Here is a 16990-nt window from a genome sequence, read left to right as displayed (position 1 = left end):
GGCAGTTCACGGGCACACACGCATGTTCAAACCCTTACCTGTCGCAATCGGATTGCGTTACCTGCGTGCCAAGCGCCGCAACGGTTTCATTTCCTTCATCTCGATGGCATCGATCTTGGGTATCGCACTCGGGGTCATGGTGCTGATCACCACGTTGGCGGTGATGAGCGGTTTCCAGAAGGAGATCCGCGACCGCCTGCTGCAGATGTCCGCCCATGCCACCGTCAGTGCCGATGGCGAGGCGATGTCCAACTGGCAACATGCGGTGGATGTGGCGATGAAGGATCCACGCGTGGCCGGTGCCGCGCCGTATATCGAGATCCAGGCCATGCTGGCCGGCCCGCGCGTGCAGGGTGCCATCGTGCAGGGCATCGACCCGGCGCAGGAGCCGAAGGTGTCGGTGATCGGCGAGAAGATGGTCAAGGGATCGCTGGACAGCCTCAAGCCCGGAGAGTTCAACATCCTGCTCGGCAAGGAGCTGGCGATCTGGCTCGGCGTCGGCGTCGGTGACAGTGTGGTCGCCACCCTGGCCGAAGTGCAGGGCACGCCGATGGGGGCGATGCCGCGGGTCAAGCGCTTCACCGTCAGTGGCATCTTCGAGGCCGGTTCCAACGAGGTCGACCGTGGCGTGGCCTTCACCAACATGCAGGACATGGAACGGGTGCTGCGCATGGACGGGGCCACCGGCGTGCGCCTGAAGATGCACGACATGGACCAGGCCTACACGGTGGCGCGCGATCTGGCAGTCAATCTCAACGGCTATTACCGCGTGAGCGACTGGACCCAGGAAAACGCCAACCTCTACCACTCGTTGCGCATGGAGAAGACGGTGATGGGCATCCTGCTGTCGCTGATCATCGCGATGGGGGCGTTCAACCTGGTGTCCTCGCAGGTGATGCTGGTCACCGACAAGCAGGCCGACATCGCGATCCTGCGCACCCTGGGCCTGACTCCCGGCGGGGTGATGCAGGTGTTCATGGTGCAGGGCACCTTGATCGGCGTGTTCGGCACGCTGGCCGGCGTGATCGGTGGCATCACCCTGACGCTGAATCTGGAGCGCATCCTCGGCCTGATCGAGAGCGCTTTCAACATCAAGCTGCTGCCGGAGGACGTGTATTACATCACCGGCTTGCCGACGGATATGCAGACCGGCGATATCGTGGTGATCACCCTGGTGGCGCTGATGATGAGTTTCCTGGCAACGCTGTACCCGGCTTGGCGCGCGGCGCGCACCCAGCCGGCGGAGGCGCTGCGCTATGAATGAGAATGCACGCATGGAATCGGTGATCCGCGCCGAGGGACTGGGCAAGACCTACGCCGAAGGCAAGATGCACACGCCGGTGTTCGATGGCCTGGACCTGGATGTGGCCGCCGGCGAGACCGTGGCGATCGTCGGCGCTTCCGGTGCCGGCAAGAGCACGCTGCTGCACCTGCTGGGCGGTCTGGATATTCCCAGCGCCGGCGAGGTCTATGTCACCGGGCAGAAGATGTCGACGTTGTCCGATACCGAGCGCGGGCGCCTGCGCAACCGCTCGCTGGGCTTCGTCTACCAGTTCCACCATCTGCTGCCGGAGTTCACCGCGCTGGAGAACGTGATGATGCCGGTGATGCTGGGCGGCAGCGACGCGGCCGAGGCGGGCAAGCGTGCTACGGCCCTGTTGGAATCGGTCGGGCTTGGCCATCGCCTGGAGCACAAGCCGGGCGAGCTGTCTGGCGGTGAGCGCCAGCGTGCCGCGGTGGCGCGTGCACTGGTGAACCAGCCGGCCTGCGTGCTGGGAGACGAGCCGACCGGCAATCTGGATGACAAGACGGCCGCGACCGTTTTCGAGCTGATGTTGGAGTTGAACCGTGCCCAGCGCACCAGTCTGGTGCTGGTGACCCACGACCGGGGTCTGGCGCGCAAGTTGGACCGGGTGCTGGAGCTGCGCCAAGGACGCCTGCACGAGCTGGAACGCGGCCAGGTCTGATCCCGGGTCTTACGCGCCGGTATTGCTGCGGATTTAACTTTGCACGGCGGATGATCGCCATGCGGGTGCCATGCCCGTGGTCACCCTATGTCCAAGGAGTCATGTCATGAGAAAGCTGCTGGTTACCTTGATTGCTCTCGCCGCACTGGCTGGGTGTGCAACCACGGGCAAGTTGTCCAGCGATGAGCGGCTGGCGCTGTATCGCGCCCATGCCGGCGAACCGGTAAAGGATTTCCAGTATTTCGGCTCGCTCAACGGCTGGACCGAGCTGGGCGACAGCGCACTGGCGGTGTGGACCCGCCCCAGTGAGGCATATCTGCTGGAGCTGATGGGGCCATGTATCGATCTGGATTTTGCGCCGGCCATTTCAGTGACCAACCAGATGGGGCGGGTATCTGCCCGGTTCGACAGTGTGATCGTGCTTGGCGCTGGCTTGGGTGGGCCGGGCATTCCCTGCCGGATCCAGACCATCCGGCCAGTGGACGTGAAGGGCCTGCGGCAGACCGAGAAGGCGTTGCGCGAAGCCAGGTTGCAGGAGCGCGAAGCGGCCAAGCCGTAATCGCACGGCGGGCCGCAGGTGGCCTGCGCCTCGGGTTCAGCCCTGGGTGTCGGGCGTCACATAGCCGGCAGGCTTTTCCGCCCCGCCAGCGAACAGGTACTTCACCAGTTCTTCTTCCAGAAACGCGCGATGCTTCGGATCGCGCGGCGAGAGCCGGTTCTCGTTGATCAGCATGGTCTGGTGCGCCAGCCACGATGCCCAGGCCTGCTTGCCGATGCCAGTGAAGATGCGCTGCCCCAGCTCGCCGGGATAGGGCACGAAGTCCAGACCTTCGGTTTCGCGTTGTTCGTACTGGCAGAAGACGGAGCGGGACATGGCGTATTCCTGTTGGATCAGTGCGCCGGGTGGCGCTCTAGCAGTTTGCGGATCGGTGCGGGCAGCCCCAGCGAGGGCAGTTCACTGGCTGCCACCCAGCGCAGGCTGTCATTGTCGCCGACCCTTGCGTGGAGGGCGACCTTGCGCACGTGCAGCGGCTGCAGATGCAGGCGGTAGTGGCTGAAGGTATGCACGATCGGCGGCAATTCCTTGCTGTTGTCGTAGTCACCGGCAATGTTGTCGGCAAACCACTGCCGCATCTGGCTGTCGGTGTCGGCCTGGGGCAAGGTCCACAGCGAGGCCCAGATACCGGTCGGCGGGCGCTTGAGCAGCAGGATGCGACCCTGCGCGTCCTCCAGCAGCAACGCGGTGGCCTCGCGTTCGGGCAGGGTCTTGCTCGGTTTGGGCGTGGGCAGCGACTCGACCAGTCCTTGCGCATGGGCAATGCATGAAGTCTGCAGCGGGCACAGGATGCAGGCCGGCTTGGCGCGGGTGCACAGCGTGGCGCCGAAATCCATCTGTGCCTGGGTGTAGTCGGCCATGCGGCCGGCGGGCACTTGGGTGAGCTGTTCGGTGGCCAGCGCCCACAACTGCTTTTCGATGGCGGGAAGGCCCGGAAAACCGGCAATGCCGTGATAGCGGGTCAGCACCCGCTTCACGTTGCCATCGAGGATTGGCAACGGGTCGTTCCAGGCCTGGCTGAGGATCGCACCGGCGGTACTGCGGCCGATGCCGGGCAGGGCGAGCAGGGCCTCGAAATCGCGGGGCAGTTCACCGCCGTGCAGTTCAACGCATTGCTTTGCCGCGGCATGCAGGTTGCGGGCGCGGGCGTAGTAGCCCAGCCCGGCCCAGTGCGCCATCACCATGTCGTTGTCGGCGGCGGCCAGATCGGCCAGAGCCGGAAACGACTGCACAAAACGCAGGAAGTAGGGGATGACCGTGGCCACCTGCGTCTGCTGCAGCATGATCTCCGACAGCCATACCCGGTATGGCGAACGCGGGTGCTGCCACGGCAGGTCGTGGCGGCCGTGCTGGTCGAACCACGCCAGCAGCGGTCCGGCGAAGGTGTCGGCGCCGGTCTTCGCGGAGCGGGGCATCAGTTGCCGCTGCTGCCCAGTGCTTCGGGCAGCAGGGCGTCGACGAAGGCTTCCGGATCGAACACGCGCAGGTCTTCCGGGCGCTCGCCGATGCCGGCAAAACGGATCGGAATACCGAACTCGCGGGCCAGCGCGAATACCACGCCGCCCTTGGCGGTGCCGTCCAGCTTGGTCACCACCAGCCCGGTGACGCCGGCGGCGGCGTGGAACTGGCGCAGCTGTGACAGCGCGTTCTGGCCGGTGGTGCCATCGATGACCATCAGCACTTCGTGCGGAGCGGTGTCGTCGATCTTGCCGAGCACGCGGCGGATCTTGCTCAGTTCGTTCATCAGGCCGGTCTGGGTGTGCAGGCGGCCGGCGGTATCGGCGATCAGCACGCTGGTGCCACGCGCCTTGCCGGCCTGCAGGGCGTCGAACGCGACCGAGGCGGCATCGGCGTTCTGGCCCTGGGCGACCACGGCCACGCCGTTGCGCTCGCCCCAGATCTGCAGCTGGGCCACCGCGGCGGCGCGGAAGGTGTCGCCGGCGGCCAGCATCAGGCTGTGGCCCTGATCCTTGAAACGCTTGGCCAGCTTGCCGATGGTGGTGGTCTTGCCGACGCCGTTGACGCCGACGGTGAGGATCACAAACGGCTTGGCGTTGGCGTCGATGACCAGCGGCTTGGCCACTGGCTGCAGCAGTGCGATCAGGTCCGCGCGCAGTGCGGCCAGCAATGCATTGGCGTCGGCAAATTCGCGCGATTTCATGCGCTTGCGCAGGTCTTCGACCAGGGCGGTGGTGGCCGGCACGCCGACGTCGGCGGTGATCAGCGCGGTCTCGATCTCGTCGAGCAGGTCGTCGTCGAGTTTGGGATTGCGCGAGAACAGGCCGCCGAAGCTGCGGGCGAGCGTGCTGTTGCGCAGACGTTCGCGCCAGCCGAGCTTGCCGGAGGCGGCGGCCGGTGCGGCGCTGGCGGGAATAAGCGCATCGTCGGTCGCCGCGGTTTCGACTGCGGGCACTGCAACCGCTACCGGTGGCGCCTCTTCCTGCGCGGCGGGCACTGGTTCGATCACCGCGGCCGGCGTTTGCGGAGCGGCCGGTACGGCAGCTGTCGCTGCGCTGATGACGGATGCAGGCTGTGTTTCGGCCACCACACTGGCCGGAGCAGGCGTCTCGCTCACGGCCGTGGCAGGGGATTCAGCCGCCGGCGCCGGAAACGCTTCACTGGCATCGATATGCGGTGAGGCATCGGCGGGTGCTTTCGGGAACGCCGCGGCCAGCTCCTCCGCGCTCAGCGTGGACGGCTTGGCGGGCTGTTGGGCGTCGTCGTTCTTCTTGCGGCGGAAAAAGCTGAACATGAGGGAAAAAGGCCTGAAATCAGCGGCATATGCTACCACCGGGGCCCGCAGGGGGGCGGTGGCGGATAAACGCGGAGCCGGCACAGGGCCGGCTCCGGGCGGGGGCTGCGTGGGCGCAAGTTACGCCGACAGCTCCAGCAGCAGCTTGTTGAGGCGGCGCACGTAGCCGGCCGGGTCCTTCAGGCTGTCGCCGGCGGCCAGTGCGGCCTGGTCGAACAGCACGTGGGCCAGGTCGTTGAAACGGTCCATATCGGCTTCGGCGTCGAGCTTTTCGATCAGCGGATGGGCCGGGTTGAACTCGAACACCGGCTTGGACTCCGGTACCTTCTGGCCGCTGGCTTCCAGGATCTGGCGCATCTGCAGCCCCAGGTCCTGCTCACCGATGGCCAGGATCGCCGGCGAATCGGTCAGGCGGTGGGAGACGCGCACTTCGGCCACGTCCTCGCCCAGCGCGGTCTTCAGGCGCGTGACCAGAGCTTCCTTGGTCTTGGCGACTTCTTCCTGCGCCTTCTTGTCCTCTTCGGTTTCCAGCTTGCCCAGGTCCAGGTCGCCGCGGGCGATGTCGACAAAGGACTTTCCGTCGAACTCGTTGAGGTAGCCCATCAGCCACTCGTCGATGCGGTCGGTCATCAGCAGCACCTCGATTCCCTTCTTGCGGAACACCTCCAGGTGCGGGCTGTCCTTGACCTGCTGGTAGCTTTCGCCGGTCAGGTAATAGAGCTTGTCCTGGCCGTCGATCATGCGGGCGACATAGTCGGCCAGGGCCACACTCTGCTCGCCGCTGCCGTCATGGGTGGAGGCGAAGCGCAACAGGCCGGCGATCTTCTCGCGGTTGCCGTAATCCTCGGCCGGACCTTCCTTCAGCACCTGGCCGAAGTTCTTCCAGAAGCCGGCATAGTCCTCCGGCTTGTCCTTGGCCAGCTTCTCCAGCATGTCCAGCGAACGCTTGGTCAGCGCCGACTTCATCGAGTCGATCACCGGGCCGGACTGCAGGATTTCGCGGGACACGTTCAGCGGCAGGTCGTTGGAGTCGACCACGCCCTTGATGAAACGCAGGTACAGCGGCAGGAACTGCTCGGCCTGGTCCATGATGAAAACGCGCTGCACATAGAGCTTCAGGCCCTTGGGCGCGTCACGGTGGTACAGGTCGAACGGGGCGCGACCGGGGGTGTACAGCAGCGAGGTGTATTCCAGCTTGCCCTCGACCTTGTTGTGGCTCCAGGCCAGCGGGTTGGTCGGATCGTGGGCGATGTGCTTGTAGAACTCCTGGTATTCCGCGTCGCTGATCTCGGACTTGGCGCGGGTCCACAGCGCATTGGCGCGGTTGACGGTCTCCCATTCCGGCGTGGCCGGCTTGTCGGCTTCCTCGCCGTGGTGTTCTTTCTGCAGCTCGATCGGCAGGCCGATATGGTCGGAGTACTTCTTGATCAGGCTGCGCAGCTGCCAGCCGTCGGTGTAGCTGTCCTCGCCTTCCTTCAGGTGCAGCACGATGCGGGTGCCGCGCTCGGGCTTGTCGATGGTGGCGATCTCGAACTCGCCTTCGCCCCTGGAGGACCAGTGCACGCCCTCGCTGGCCGGCAGACCGGCGCGGCGGCTGTAAACGTCGACCTGGTCGGCGACGATGAAGGCCGAATAGAAGCCCACGCCGAACTGGCCGATCAGGTTGGAGTCCTTCTTCTGGTCGCCGGACAGGTTCTTCAGGAAATCGGCGGTGCCGGACTTGGCGATGGTGCCCAGGTGCGCGATGGCTTCCTCGCGGCTCAGGCCGATGCCGTTGTCGTCGATGGTCAGGGTGCGCGCGGCCGGGTCGGCCTCGATGCGGATGCGCAGTGGCGCGCCGCCTTCCAGCAGCTCGGGCCGGGTCAGCGCTTCGAAGCGCAGCTTGTCGGCGGCGTCGGCGGCATTGGACACCAGCTCGCGCAGGAAGATTTCCTTGTTCGAGTACAGCGAATGGATCATCAGGTGCAGCAGCTGCTTCACCTCGGTCTGGAAGCCCAGGGTTTCCTTTTGGGTTTCTGCGTTCATCGGTCGGTCGTGCTCCATGGCTGACATGCCGCGTGGGGATCGCGGCGGCTGACTCCACGGGTAAGGGTGATTGAACCGATTTCAAGGCTTGGGTGGCCCGGCAGGTGCTTGGTCTATCATTCCCATCCTGTTTTTCGCTCGAAGGTCCGTGCCGCCAATGTCCTTGATTTCTCGCCTGTTCCTTCCGGTGGTGGGCACATGAACGGCCGCGGCAAGGCGGCCGGTCCAGCTGGTGGCGGACAGGTGCGTATCGTCGGTGGGCGCTGGCGCAATACCCGGCTGCAGGTGCCGGACCTGCCGGGGCTGCGTCCGACCAGTGACCGCGTGCGCGAGACCCTGTTCAACTGGCTGATGCCCAAGCTGCCCGGTGCCCGCGTGCTGGACCTGTTCGCCGGCAGTGGCGCGCTGGGGCTGGAGGCGCTTTCGCGAGGCGCGGCCTCCGCCGTGCTGGTCGAGCGGGATCCGGTCCTGGTCACGGCGCTGCGCGCGGTGGTGACCCGGTTGGGGGCCGAGGGGCAGGTGCAGGTCGCCAGCGGCGATGCGCTGCGCTGGCTGGACACGGCCGCGCCGCAGCAGGCCGATATCGTGTTCGTCGATCCGCCGTTCGCCGATGGCCTGTGGGAGCAGGTGATCGAACGCCTGCCGCGACATATCGCGCCGGGTGCGTGGCTGTATGTGGAGGCGCCAGCGCAGCGGCGGCAGTCGTTGCCGCCGGAATGGAGCCTGCATCGCGAGGGCGGCACGCGCGAGGTCGGCTATGCCCTGTATCGGCATGCCACTGTTACACTTCGCAACGACTTGAACGCGGTAAACAACGCATGACTTCGGCCAATCGTCGTATTGCCGTCTATCCGGGGACATTTGATCCGATCACCAATGGTCATATCGACCTCGTGAACCGGGCTGCGCCGCTGTTCGAGAAGATCGTGGTCGGTGTGGCCTTCAGCCCGTCCAAAGGCCCGACCTTGCCGCTGGACCTGCGCGTGGAGCTGGCGCGTGAGGCGCTCAAGCGCCATGGGAATGTGGAAGTCGTGGGTTTCGATACGCTGCTGGCACATTTCGTACGTTCCGTGCATGGCGGCGTGCTGTTGCGCGGTCTGCGCGCGGTGTCCGACTTCGAATACGAATTCCAGATGGCGAGCATGAACCGCCATCTGATCCCGGAGGTCGAAACCCTGTTTCTGACCCCCTCTGAACAGCACAGCTTCATTTCCTCCTCGCTGGTGCGTGAAATCGCCCGGCTGGGCGGGGATGTGTCCGGTTTCGTGCCGGCAACCGTGCTGGAAGCGCTGCGCAAGGCCCGCGAAGCCCGCGCGGCCGCCGAATCCTCCAAACAGCTGTAACGAACACCTTTAAAGGGAGAACCACCATGAAGAAAACGATGCGCGTGATGTTGGCCGCTTCGCTGGTGCTGGCCTTCGCGGCCTGCAAGAAGGAAGAGGCCGCGCCGGTCGCCGACGCCCAGCAGGCGCTGGTCGCCCCGGCCAAGGACGACGATGCCGGCTGGAAGAAGTACCTGCAGGCCGTGGCCGTGCAGAACATGGGCAACATCACCGCCAGCCCGTTCCTGTACTACCTGCCGCCGGAGTCCGATCCGGAATTCGCCGCCAAGTACGGCCGCCAGGTGGAAAGCGCCACCACCGCCATGAGCCGCGGCATCCAGCCGGGCAACATGCTGGCCTTCGGTTCCTCGGCTTCGGCGAAGATGGCCGACCTGATCGATACCGCGTTCAAGGACGTGCAGGCCGATTCGATGAAGGGCGTGCGCGTGGTGTTCATCGGCGATGCCGCCGACAATGCCCGCGTGCAGACCATCGTGCAGCCGACCGGCGCCGATTACATCTTCGTTGAAGCCAAGTAATACCCGTGCAAGGCCGGGCACGCGCAATGCGTGCCCGGTTGCGGCCGGCAGCGATGTCACGCCGCAGGCAACCGGTCGCGGCTGGGCCCACCGGTTCAACGCTGGCAGGCGCGGGCATGGAGTAGTGCCATGTCGTTGAAAATCAATGAGCTCTGCGTCAATTGCGACGTCTGCGAGCCTGCCTGCCCGAACAAGGCGATTTCCATGGGCGAGACGATCTACGTGATCGATCCGGCCCGTTGCACCGAATGCGTCGGCCATTTCGATGAGCCGCAATGCGTGGTGGTCTGTCCGGTGGAATGCATCGACCCGGACCCGGATATCCCCGAAACCCAGGAGCAGTTGCTGGCCAAGCTGTTCGGCCTGCAGCGCGACCATCCCGAACTTTACGAACCGGAGGATCCGACGGCATGAAACCGTTTGCCCGTTCCCTGTTGTTGTGTGCATGGCTGTTGAGCCCGAGCGTGTGGGCCTCGGACACGGCACCGGCCCGTGCCACCCATCCTGACGGAGCGGTCATCGCCAGCGGCCACTCACTGGCCACCGATGCCGGCATGGAAATCCTGGCCAAGGGCGGCAACGCCTTTGATGCCGCAGTGGCGGTGTCCTCGACATTGGCCGTGGTCGAGCCGATCAGCTCGGGCCTGGGTGGCGGCGGATTCTTCCTGCTGCACGATGCCAGAACCGGCAAGGATGTGATGCTGGACGCGCGCGAGACCTCGCCCGAATCGGCCACGCCCGAGCAGTTCCTGGACAAGAACGGCGAGCTGGATCGCGACCGCTCGGTCAACGGTCCATGGTCGGCTGGAATCCCGGGCCTGCCGGCGCTGCTGGTGCAGGTGGCCCGCGAACACGGCCGGCTGCCGCTGACCGACTCGCTGGCGCCGGCAATCCGGGTCGCCCGTGACGGCTTCCCGGTGTATGCACGTATGGCCCGTGGCTACGAGTCGCGCCGCGAGGTGATGGAGCGTTATCCGGGGACCCGCGAGGTCTACCTGCGCAACGGCCGTCCGATCGCCGAAGGCGACATCTTCAAGCAGCCGGAGTTGGCGCGCACCCTGCAGCTGCTGGCGGAGAAGGGCTTTGACGGTTTCTACCGCGGCGAAACCGGCAGGAAGCTGCTGGCCGGGGTGAAGCAGGCCGGCGGCCGCTGGACCGCCGCGGAGCTGGCCGGCTACCGGGTCAAGACCCGCGAGCCGATCGTTTTCAACTACCGCGACTGGAAGATCACCACCGCCTCGCCGCCGTCCTCCGGTGGCATCGCGCTGGCATCGATGCTGCAGATCCTGGAAGGCTGGGACATCAACAAGATGGACGAGGCCCACCGCACCCATCTGGTGGTGGAGGCGATGCGCCGCGCCTATCGCGACCGCACGTTCTTCCTCGGCGATCCGGACTTTGTCGATATCCCGCAGAAGGTGTTGACCAGTCGCGACTATGCGCAGGGCCTGCGCGCGACGATTCATCCGGAGAAGGCAACGCCGAGTGACCTGCTGTCGGGCAATCCGACGCCGCTGGAAGACGACGAGACCACGCACTTCTCGATCATCGACGGCGAAGGCAACCGCGTCGGCGGCACCCAGACGGTGAACCTGTTGTACGGCTCGGGGCTGATCCCGGCCGGCACCGGCGTGTTGCTGAACAACGAGATGGACGACTTCGCGCTCAAGCCGGGCACCCCGAATGCGTTCGGCGTGATGGGCTACGAGGCCAACGCGCCCAAGACCGGCAAACGCATGTTGAGCTCGATGACGCCGACCTTCATGGAGAACGAGGACAAGGTCATCGTGATCGGCACGCCGGGCGGCAGCCGCATCATCACCATGGTATTGCTGGGCATCCTCGGCTATGACGCCGGACTGGATGCGCAGCAGGTGGCTGCGTTGCCGCGCTACCACCACCAGTGGCTGCCCGATGAGATCTCCGCCGAGTCCGGGGCGTTCTCGGCGGACGTGGCCAGGCAGTTGCAGGCGATGGGTCACAAGGTCGATCTGCCCGGGGACAGCGCCGCTGGTGGCCGCGGTTCCAGCCACGTGTGGGGCAACCTGCAGACGGTGGAATGGGACCGCCGCAGCAACACCCTCAGCGGCGGCACCGACCCGCGCAATCCGGTCGGCAGTGCCGAGGTCAAGCGCAACGCAACGGCCGACTGACACGCGCGCCGAACAACGCAAAAAGCCCCGCCGTCCGGCGGGGCTTTTCTGTTCCGGGGTGTCAATAATCCGGCGCTGTCGGCTTGCGAATATTTAACGCGGAGTCAGTAGAATTTTTCATATGAAACTATGGTCGATCCGCGGTAATTCGCAAAAACTCGATGGCGGTGCAATGTTCGGCAACGCCCCCAAGGCATTGTGGGAAAAGTGGGCACCGGCCGATGACCTCAACCGGATCGAACTGGCATGCCGGGCGTTGCTGGCCAGTCCGCTGGCCGGCAAGACGGTGCTGTTCGAAACCGGTATTGGCGCGTTCTTCGAGCCGAAACTGCGCGAACGCTACGGTGTGCAGGAGCCGCGACATATCCTGATCGATTCGCTGCGCGAAGCCGGCTTCGAGCACGAGGATATCGATGTGGTGGTGCTGAGCCATCTGCATTTCGACCACGCCGGTGGGCTGCTGGCGCCATGGTCGGAAGGCCGCGCACCGGAGCTGCTGTTTCCCAACGCCACCTTCGTGGTGGGCGCCGCGCACTGGGAGCGGGCGCTGCATCCGCATCCGCGTGACCGTGCCAGTTTCATCCCCGAACTGCCGAAGCTGCTGCAGGACAGCGGGCGGCTGGAAGTGGTGTCCGGCGAGTATTCGAAGGTGCTCGGGGAATCGGTGCGTTTCAGTTTCAGCGACGGCCACACGCCGGGGCTGATGCTGGCCGAGATCGTCGGCCCGGAGCGGGTCGATGGCCTGCCGCGCGGTGGCGTGGTGTTCTGTGCCGACCTGATTCCCGGCCGCTCGTGGGTGCATGTGCCGATCACGATGGGCTATGACCGCAATGCCGAGCTGCTGATCGACGAGAAGCGCGCGTTTCTGGAAGACAAGCTTGCGCGCAACGTGCATCTGTTCTTCACCCACGATCCGCAGTGCGCGATGGCGCAGGTGGTGCGTGATGAGAAGGGCCGTTTCGGCACCGCCCATGAAGTGGCCGAGCTGAAAGCCCGCGCGCTGGCCGCTGCCTGAAAACTGCCCGAAGGTCCCGGGCGATGGCGCCCGGGACCGTGGAACTCAGCCGACGCGGGTACCGAAGATGCGATCGCCGGCATCGCCCAGGCCCGGCAGGATGTAGGCCTTGTCGTTGAGGCGCTCGTCGATGGCGGCGGTGAAGATCTCCACGTCCGGGTGCGCGGCCTCCACGGCGTTGAGGCCTTCCGGTGCGGCGACCAGGAAGATGCCCTTGATGCGGCGGGCGCCGGCGCGCTTGAGCATGTCGATGGTGGCGATCAGGGTGCCGCCGGTGGCCAGCATCGGATCCAGGATCAGTGCGTCGCGCTCTTCCAGGCGACCGGTCAGGCGCTCGAAATAGGGCACCGGCTGCAGGGTCTCCTCATCGCGCTGCAGGCCGACCACGCTCACCCGTGCGGCCGGAATCAGCGACAGCACCCCGGTCAGCATGCCCAGGCCGGCGCGCAGGATCGGAACCACGGTGATCTTGGCCCCGGCGATGCGCTGCACCTGCACCGGACCGGCCCAGCCTTTCATCGTGTGGCTCTCGGTGTCCAGATCGGCGGTGGCCTCGTAGGCGAGCAGGGTACCCAGCTCGTTGACCACTTCGCGGAAATCCTTGGTGCTCATGTCCGGATCGCGGAGCAGGCCGATCTTGTGCTGGACCAGGGGGTGGCGGACTTCGACGATTTTCATGGCGGATATGACGGCAGGGGCGAGTGGCCAGTGTGCCGCAGGCCCTCTGTATCCGGCCAGTACGGCGTTGCAATACGACCGTCCCCGGGCTGTCATCGCCGCGCAATCCCACGGACATACCGTGCCCACCCATCCTTTACATCCTCTGGGGGCGGTAGTGCGCAAGCGCGTGTTGGTGATGGCGGTGACGACGGCGGTGGCCTGTATGGCCACCGCGCAGGCTGGGCAAAAGCCGGTTGCTCCGGATGGCGCGGTGGTTGCCGCCGTCACGGCGGCAGCGGTGGATCTGCAGCCGATCGAGGTGCGGGCTCAGCGCGAGGCGCAGACCCGGGCGGTCGAACTCAAGCGCGACGCCGATGCGATCCAGGATGCGGTGGCTTCCGATTCGATGGGCGACTACCCGGACATGAACGTCGCCGAGTCGCTGCAGCGGTTGCCCGGCGTCAGCGTCACCCGCGACCAGGGTGAAGGCCGCTTCGTGGTGATCCGTGGTCTGGATGCGGCGCTCAACAGTGTCAGCATCGACGGCATCGCGGTGGGCACGCCGGAAGATTCCTCGCGCGCCGCGCCGCTGGACGTGATTCCCACCGATTCGACCGAACGCCTGCGGGTGATCAAGTCGGCCACGCCGGACATGCCGGGCGATGCCATTGGCGGCAGTGTGGTGGTGGAGTCGGCCTCGGCCTTCGACCGCGACGGCCGTTCGCTCAAAGGCAAGCTCGAAGCCAGTCACCAGCAGCTTTCCGGCAAAACCAGCCCCAAGGCCGCGTTCAACTACAGCGAGGTGTTCAACGACACCTTCGGTATCGCGCTGGGTATCAACCACCACAAACGCAGCTTCGAGTCGGACAACACCGAGGTTGCCTACGGCAGCTTCGACGGGGGCGCCGACGATGACCTGGCCGCGCTGGAGATCCAGCGTCGCAAGTACAGCATCGAGCGCACCCGCAGCGGCGCCAACCTCAATCTGGACTGGCGACCGGACCAGGACAACCGCTACTACCTGCGCACGCTGTACAGCCGCTTCGATGATGCCGAAACCCGCCAGCGCACCGTGTTCGGTCTGGAGGACGGTGTCATCAGTGCGCTGGGCGGTGGCCGCTACCAGGTGGATGACCTGCCGGCCGACGCGATCAGCAAGCGCATGCGCTACCGCACCAAGGAGGAGGACACCTTTGCCGCCAGCCTCGGCGGCGAGAACCGGCTGGGCAACGCGGTACTTGATTACCGGCTGGGCCATACCAGGACCCGCGAGCGCGTGAACGATGAGATGGAAGCGCGCTTCGAGTACGACGGTGACGACCTGTCGGCCACGGTCGACCAGAACCGCGGCATTCCCGGGCTGGATCTGAGTGATGCCGGCTGGATGGACAGCGCCAACTACGCGTTCGACCGGGTGGTGATCGGGCCCAAGCAGGTGGATGACAGCGAACGCAGCGCACAGGTCAATGCCCGTTTCGATGCCGACAACGCCAGCTACAAGTTCGGCCTGCTCGGCCGCTGGCGCGAGCGTGCGGTGAATGTTGACGAGGCCGAAATGCGCCGCGGTCCGGCGGTGGATCTGGCCAGCTGGAACGGCACAGCGTTGGAGCACCGTGGCGGGCCGTTGGGGCAGGGCATGAGCTCGGCGGCGATGCGTCGCTGGTGGGCGAGCAGCGGCGGCCAGTACAGCGCGCGGCCGCAGGATGTCGCCGGCAACGTCATGGCCTCGCTGGAAGAGGATTACACCGCCAACGAGGACATCTTCGCCGCCTATGCGATGGGCACCTGGGATATCGGTGCACTGCGTGTGATCGGCGGCGTGCGCGTGGAGAACACCCGGTTCGATGCCAGCGGCAACCAGGTGGATATCGCCGCCGACGGCAGGACCGTCACCGTCACCCCGCGCACCGCCAGCAACAGCTACAGCAACGTGTTGCCGGGCTTGCATCTGCGTTACGACACAAGCAACAACTGGGTGCTGCGCGGCGCGCTCAACAAGAGCGTGGCACGGCCGTCCTTCGGCGACGTGTCACCGCGGCTGGCGATGAACCGGGATGACGGGGAAGTCCGGGTCGGCAATCCGCAGCTGGATCCCTACGAATCGATCAACCTGGATTTCTCGTTCGAACGCTACCTGGGCGAGACCGGGCTGGTCTCGCTGGGCCTGTTCCACAAGGATATCGACGGCTACATCGTGCAGACGGTCAGCGATGCCGATGCCGAGTATCCGGGTATGGAAGTCACCCGTTCGATCAATGGCGACAGGGCCAGGGTGTTCGGTGCCGAGTTCAATTGGCAGCAGCAACTGGCGTTCCTGCCGGGGGCCTGGGGCGGCCTGCTGGTCGGGGCCAGCGGCACCTGGCTGGACACCGGATTCGATCCCGGTATCGCCGGTCGTGAACGCGACGATTTCACCCTGCCGCGCGCGTCGCGCAATGTCTACAGCGCACATGTGGGCTACGAGTGGGGCGGCTTCAGCACGCGTCTGGCCGGTGTGTACCGCAGCCAGTATCTGGACAGCATCGGCGACAGCCGCGCCTACGACATCCATGTGGCACCGCACACACAGCTGGATTTCAGTCTGGACTACCGCTTCACCCGCAACGTGAGCCTGTATCTGGAGGCGTCCAATCTGCTCGACAAACCGCTGGAGCTTTACCAGGGCGTGCGTTCGCGAACGCTGCAGAACGAGGAATACGGCCGTACCTACGCGTTTGGCCTGAAGGTGGCACTGTGAGGGCCGCGCTGCTGTGTAGCGGCCTGGCCCTGGCCCTGGCGCTTGTCGCCTGCCAGCCGGCTGCCAGAAGCTCCCATCCGCTGACTGCGGCCGACATCGCCGAGGGCGCGCGACCGCCGGCCGCCAAACGGGTAGGGGAAGCCTTCCTCACGCCGATGACGCCGGCCGACAACATCGATTCGCCAGCCAGCTGGCGCAACGCCGATGGCCGGGTATGGCTCATCGCCACCGCCAAGGCCACCGACAAACTGGTGGTCTACGACGGGCAGACCGGCCGGCACCTGCGTGACGTGGGTAGCAGCGGCACCGCGCTTGGCCAATTCGACCGCCCCAACGGCATCGCCGTGCAGGGCGACCTGCTGTTCATCGTCGAGCGCGACAACCATCGCGTGCAAGTGCTGCAACTGCCTGACTTCACCCCGCTGGGCACATTCGCCGGCACCGACCTGCGCAAGCCTTACGGGCTGTGGGTGAATCCTCAGCAGGACGGCTACGACGTGTACGTCACCGATTCCTACGACGAGGGCGAGGACGCCGCCGGCAACGATATCCTGCCGCCGCTGGAGCGTTTGAACGAGCGGGTGCGTCGCTACCACGTCCGCGTCGATGGCGGTGCCGTGCAGGCCCATCTGGTCCGCAGCATCGGCGACACCACGGCCAAGGGGGCGCTGCGGGTGGTCGAGTCGATCTGGGGCGATCCGGTCAACAACCGCCTGCTGGTGGCCGAGGAGGACGAAAGCTACGCCAGCGAGGTCAAGGTCTACACGCTGGCCGGCGACTTCACCGGCAGGACCTTCGGCGAGGGTGTGTTCAAGTCCCAGGCCGAGGGCGTGATGCTGCGTACCTGCGGCGAGGGCGGCTGGTGGATCACCACCGAGCAGGGCAAGGAGCGCAGCGTGTTCCACCTGTTCGACCGCAAAACGCTGGCCCACGTCGGCGCGTTCCATGGTAATACGGTGGCCAATACCGACGGCATATGGAGCAGCCAGCAGGCATCGACACGCTTCCCGCAGGGCGCGTTGTATGCGGTACATGACGACCAGGGCGTGGTGGCGTTCGACTGGCGCGATATCGCCAGCGCCCTGTCGCTGCCGCAGGACTGCACCCTGTGAGCACCGGGGGCAGGAGGTCGTGGCTGCTGCTGGCCGCCATGATGGCGGCGGGCCGGGGGGGGGGGGGCCCCCCCCCCCCCCCGCCCCAAACCCCCCGAAACCCGGGGCCCCCCCCCAAAGCGCCCCCCCGGGTGGCCCCCCACCAACAGGGG

Annotated in this window: 16 protein-coding genes; 11 read left to right on the top strand and 5 right to left on the bottom strand. The window is 65.9% G+C overall.

The features are described 5' to 3' along the window. Positions 1-22: 22 nt before the first annotated feature. The 3 genes from ACVOMC_RS14955 (at position 23) to ACVOMC_RS14945 (ending at position 2526) form a co-directional block, all read left to right on the top strand. Complete coding sequence (locus tag ACVOMC_RS14955; protein ID WP_481524581.1) at positions 23-1264, top strand: lipoprotein-releasing ABC transporter permease subunit; 1242 nt, start codon at positions 23-25, stop codon at positions 1262-1264. Next, positions 1257-1967: a lipoprotein-releasing ABC transporter ATP-binding protein LolD gene (lolD, locus tag ACVOMC_RS14950; RefSeq protein WP_054657934.1), complete on the top strand. Its 711-nt coding sequence runs from the start codon at positions 1257-1259 to the stop codon at positions 1965-1967. Before ACVOMC_RS14955 ends, lolD begins: the two co-directional genes overlap by 8 nt. A 106-nt stretch (positions 1968-2073) precedes the next feature. Next, positions 2074-2526, top strand: coding sequence for a DUF6491 family protein (locus ACVOMC_RS14945; RefSeq protein ID WP_054657932.1), 453 nt, complete (start codon positions 2074-2076; stop codon positions 2524-2526). A gap of 36 nt (positions 2527-2562) precedes the next feature. Here ACVOMC_RS14945 and ACVOMC_RS14940 read toward each other — a convergent pair whose 3' ends face one another. The 4 genes from ACVOMC_RS14940 to htpG all read right to left on the bottom strand — a co-directional run bounded on the left by ACVOMC_RS14940 (position 2563) and on the right by htpG (position 7300). Next, positions 2563-2841: an oxidative damage protection protein gene (locus ACVOMC_RS14940; protein WP_057505994.1), complete on the bottom strand. Its 279-nt coding sequence runs from the start codon at positions 2839-2841 to the stop codon at positions 2563-2565. Between the two features lie 17 nt (positions 2842-2858). After that, complete coding sequence (mutY, locus tag ACVOMC_RS14935; protein WP_481524580.1) at positions 2859-3938, bottom strand: A/G-specific adenine glycosylase; 1080 nt, start codon at positions 3936-3938, stop codon at positions 2859-2861. Beyond that, the gene (gene ftsY / locus ACVOMC_RS14930) at positions 3938-5275 is read right to left on the bottom strand and encodes a signal recognition particle-docking protein FtsY (RefSeq protein ID WP_481524579.1); all 1338 of its coding nucleotides are present in this window, start codon (positions 5273-5275) and stop codon (positions 3938-3940) included. Before ftsY ends, mutY begins: the two co-directional genes overlap by 1 nt. A 120-nt stretch (positions 5276-5395) precedes the next feature. Beyond that, positions 5396-7300 (bottom strand): molecular chaperone HtpG, encoded by a 1905-nt coding sequence (htpG, locus tag ACVOMC_RS14925; protein WP_481524578.1) that lies wholly within the window; start codon positions 7298-7300, stop codon positions 5396-5398. Between the two features lie 198 nt (positions 7301-7498). Between htpG and rsmD the strand changes: the two genes are divergently transcribed. From rsmD to ACVOMC_RS14895, 6 genes are all read left to right on the top strand, one after another. Continuing rightward, positions 7499-8122 (top strand): 16S rRNA (guanine(966)-N(2))-methyltransferase RsmD, encoded by a 624-nt coding sequence (gene rsmD, locus ACVOMC_RS14920; protein WP_481524577.1) that lies wholly within the window; start codon positions 7499-7501, stop codon positions 8120-8122. After that, positions 8119-8643: a pantetheine-phosphate adenylyltransferase gene (coaD, locus tag ACVOMC_RS14915; RefSeq protein WP_481524576.1), complete on the top strand. Its 525-nt coding sequence runs from the start codon at positions 8119-8121 to the stop codon at positions 8641-8643. Before rsmD ends, coaD begins: the two co-directional genes overlap by 4 nt. Positions 8644-8669: 26 nt before the next feature. After that, complete coding sequence (locus tag ACVOMC_RS14910; protein ID WP_481524575.1) at positions 8670-9161, top strand: hypothetical protein; 492 nt, start codon at positions 8670-8672, stop codon at positions 9159-9161. Between the two features lie 129 nt (positions 9162-9290). After that, the gene (locus ACVOMC_RS14905) at positions 9291-9575 is read left to right on the top strand and encodes a YfhL family 4Fe-4S dicluster ferredoxin (protein WP_054658563.1); all 285 of its coding nucleotides are present in this window, start codon (positions 9291-9293) and stop codon (positions 9573-9575) included. Continuing rightward, positions 9572-11314, top strand: coding sequence for a gamma-glutamyltransferase (ggt, locus tag ACVOMC_RS14900; RefSeq protein WP_481524574.1), 1743 nt, complete (start codon positions 9572-9574; stop codon positions 11312-11314). The genes ACVOMC_RS14905 and ggt overlap by 4 nt, the downstream gene beginning before the upstream one ends. 121 nt (positions 11315-11435) lie before the next feature. After that, the gene (locus tag ACVOMC_RS14895; RefSeq protein ID WP_481524573.1) at positions 11436-12329 is read left to right on the top strand and encodes an MBL fold metallo-hydrolase; all 894 of its coding nucleotides are present in this window, start codon (positions 11436-11438) and stop codon (positions 12327-12329) included. A gap of 45 nt (positions 12330-12374) precedes the next feature. Here the strand turns inward: ACVOMC_RS14895 and upp are convergent, their stop codons facing one another. Next, entirely contained in the window at positions 12375-13007 is a 633-nt protein-coding gene (upp, locus tag ACVOMC_RS14890; RefSeq protein WP_481524572.1) for a uracil phosphoribosyltransferase, read from the bottom strand. Positions 13008-13212: 205 nt separating this feature from the next. On the opposite strand from upp, the gene ACVOMC_RS14885 reads away from it, so the two are divergent. After that, positions 13213-15726, top strand: a complete 2514-nt coding sequence (locus ACVOMC_RS14885; RefSeq protein ID WP_481524590.1) for a TonB-dependent receptor — start codon at positions 13213-13215, stop codon at positions 15724-15726. Beyond that, on the top strand, positions 15723-16838 hold the full coding sequence (locus ACVOMC_RS14880; protein WP_481524571.1) for an NHL repeat-containing protein: 1116 nt from the start codon (positions 15723-15725) through the stop codon (positions 16836-16838). The genes ACVOMC_RS14885 and ACVOMC_RS14880 overlap by 4 nt, the downstream gene beginning before the upstream one ends. The last annotated feature ends 152 nt before the right edge of the window (positions 16839-16990 follow it).

Source organism: Stenotrophomonas sp. STEN014, assembly GCF_056760315.1.
This window is presented reverse-complemented; position numbering and strand designations above follow the sequence as displayed.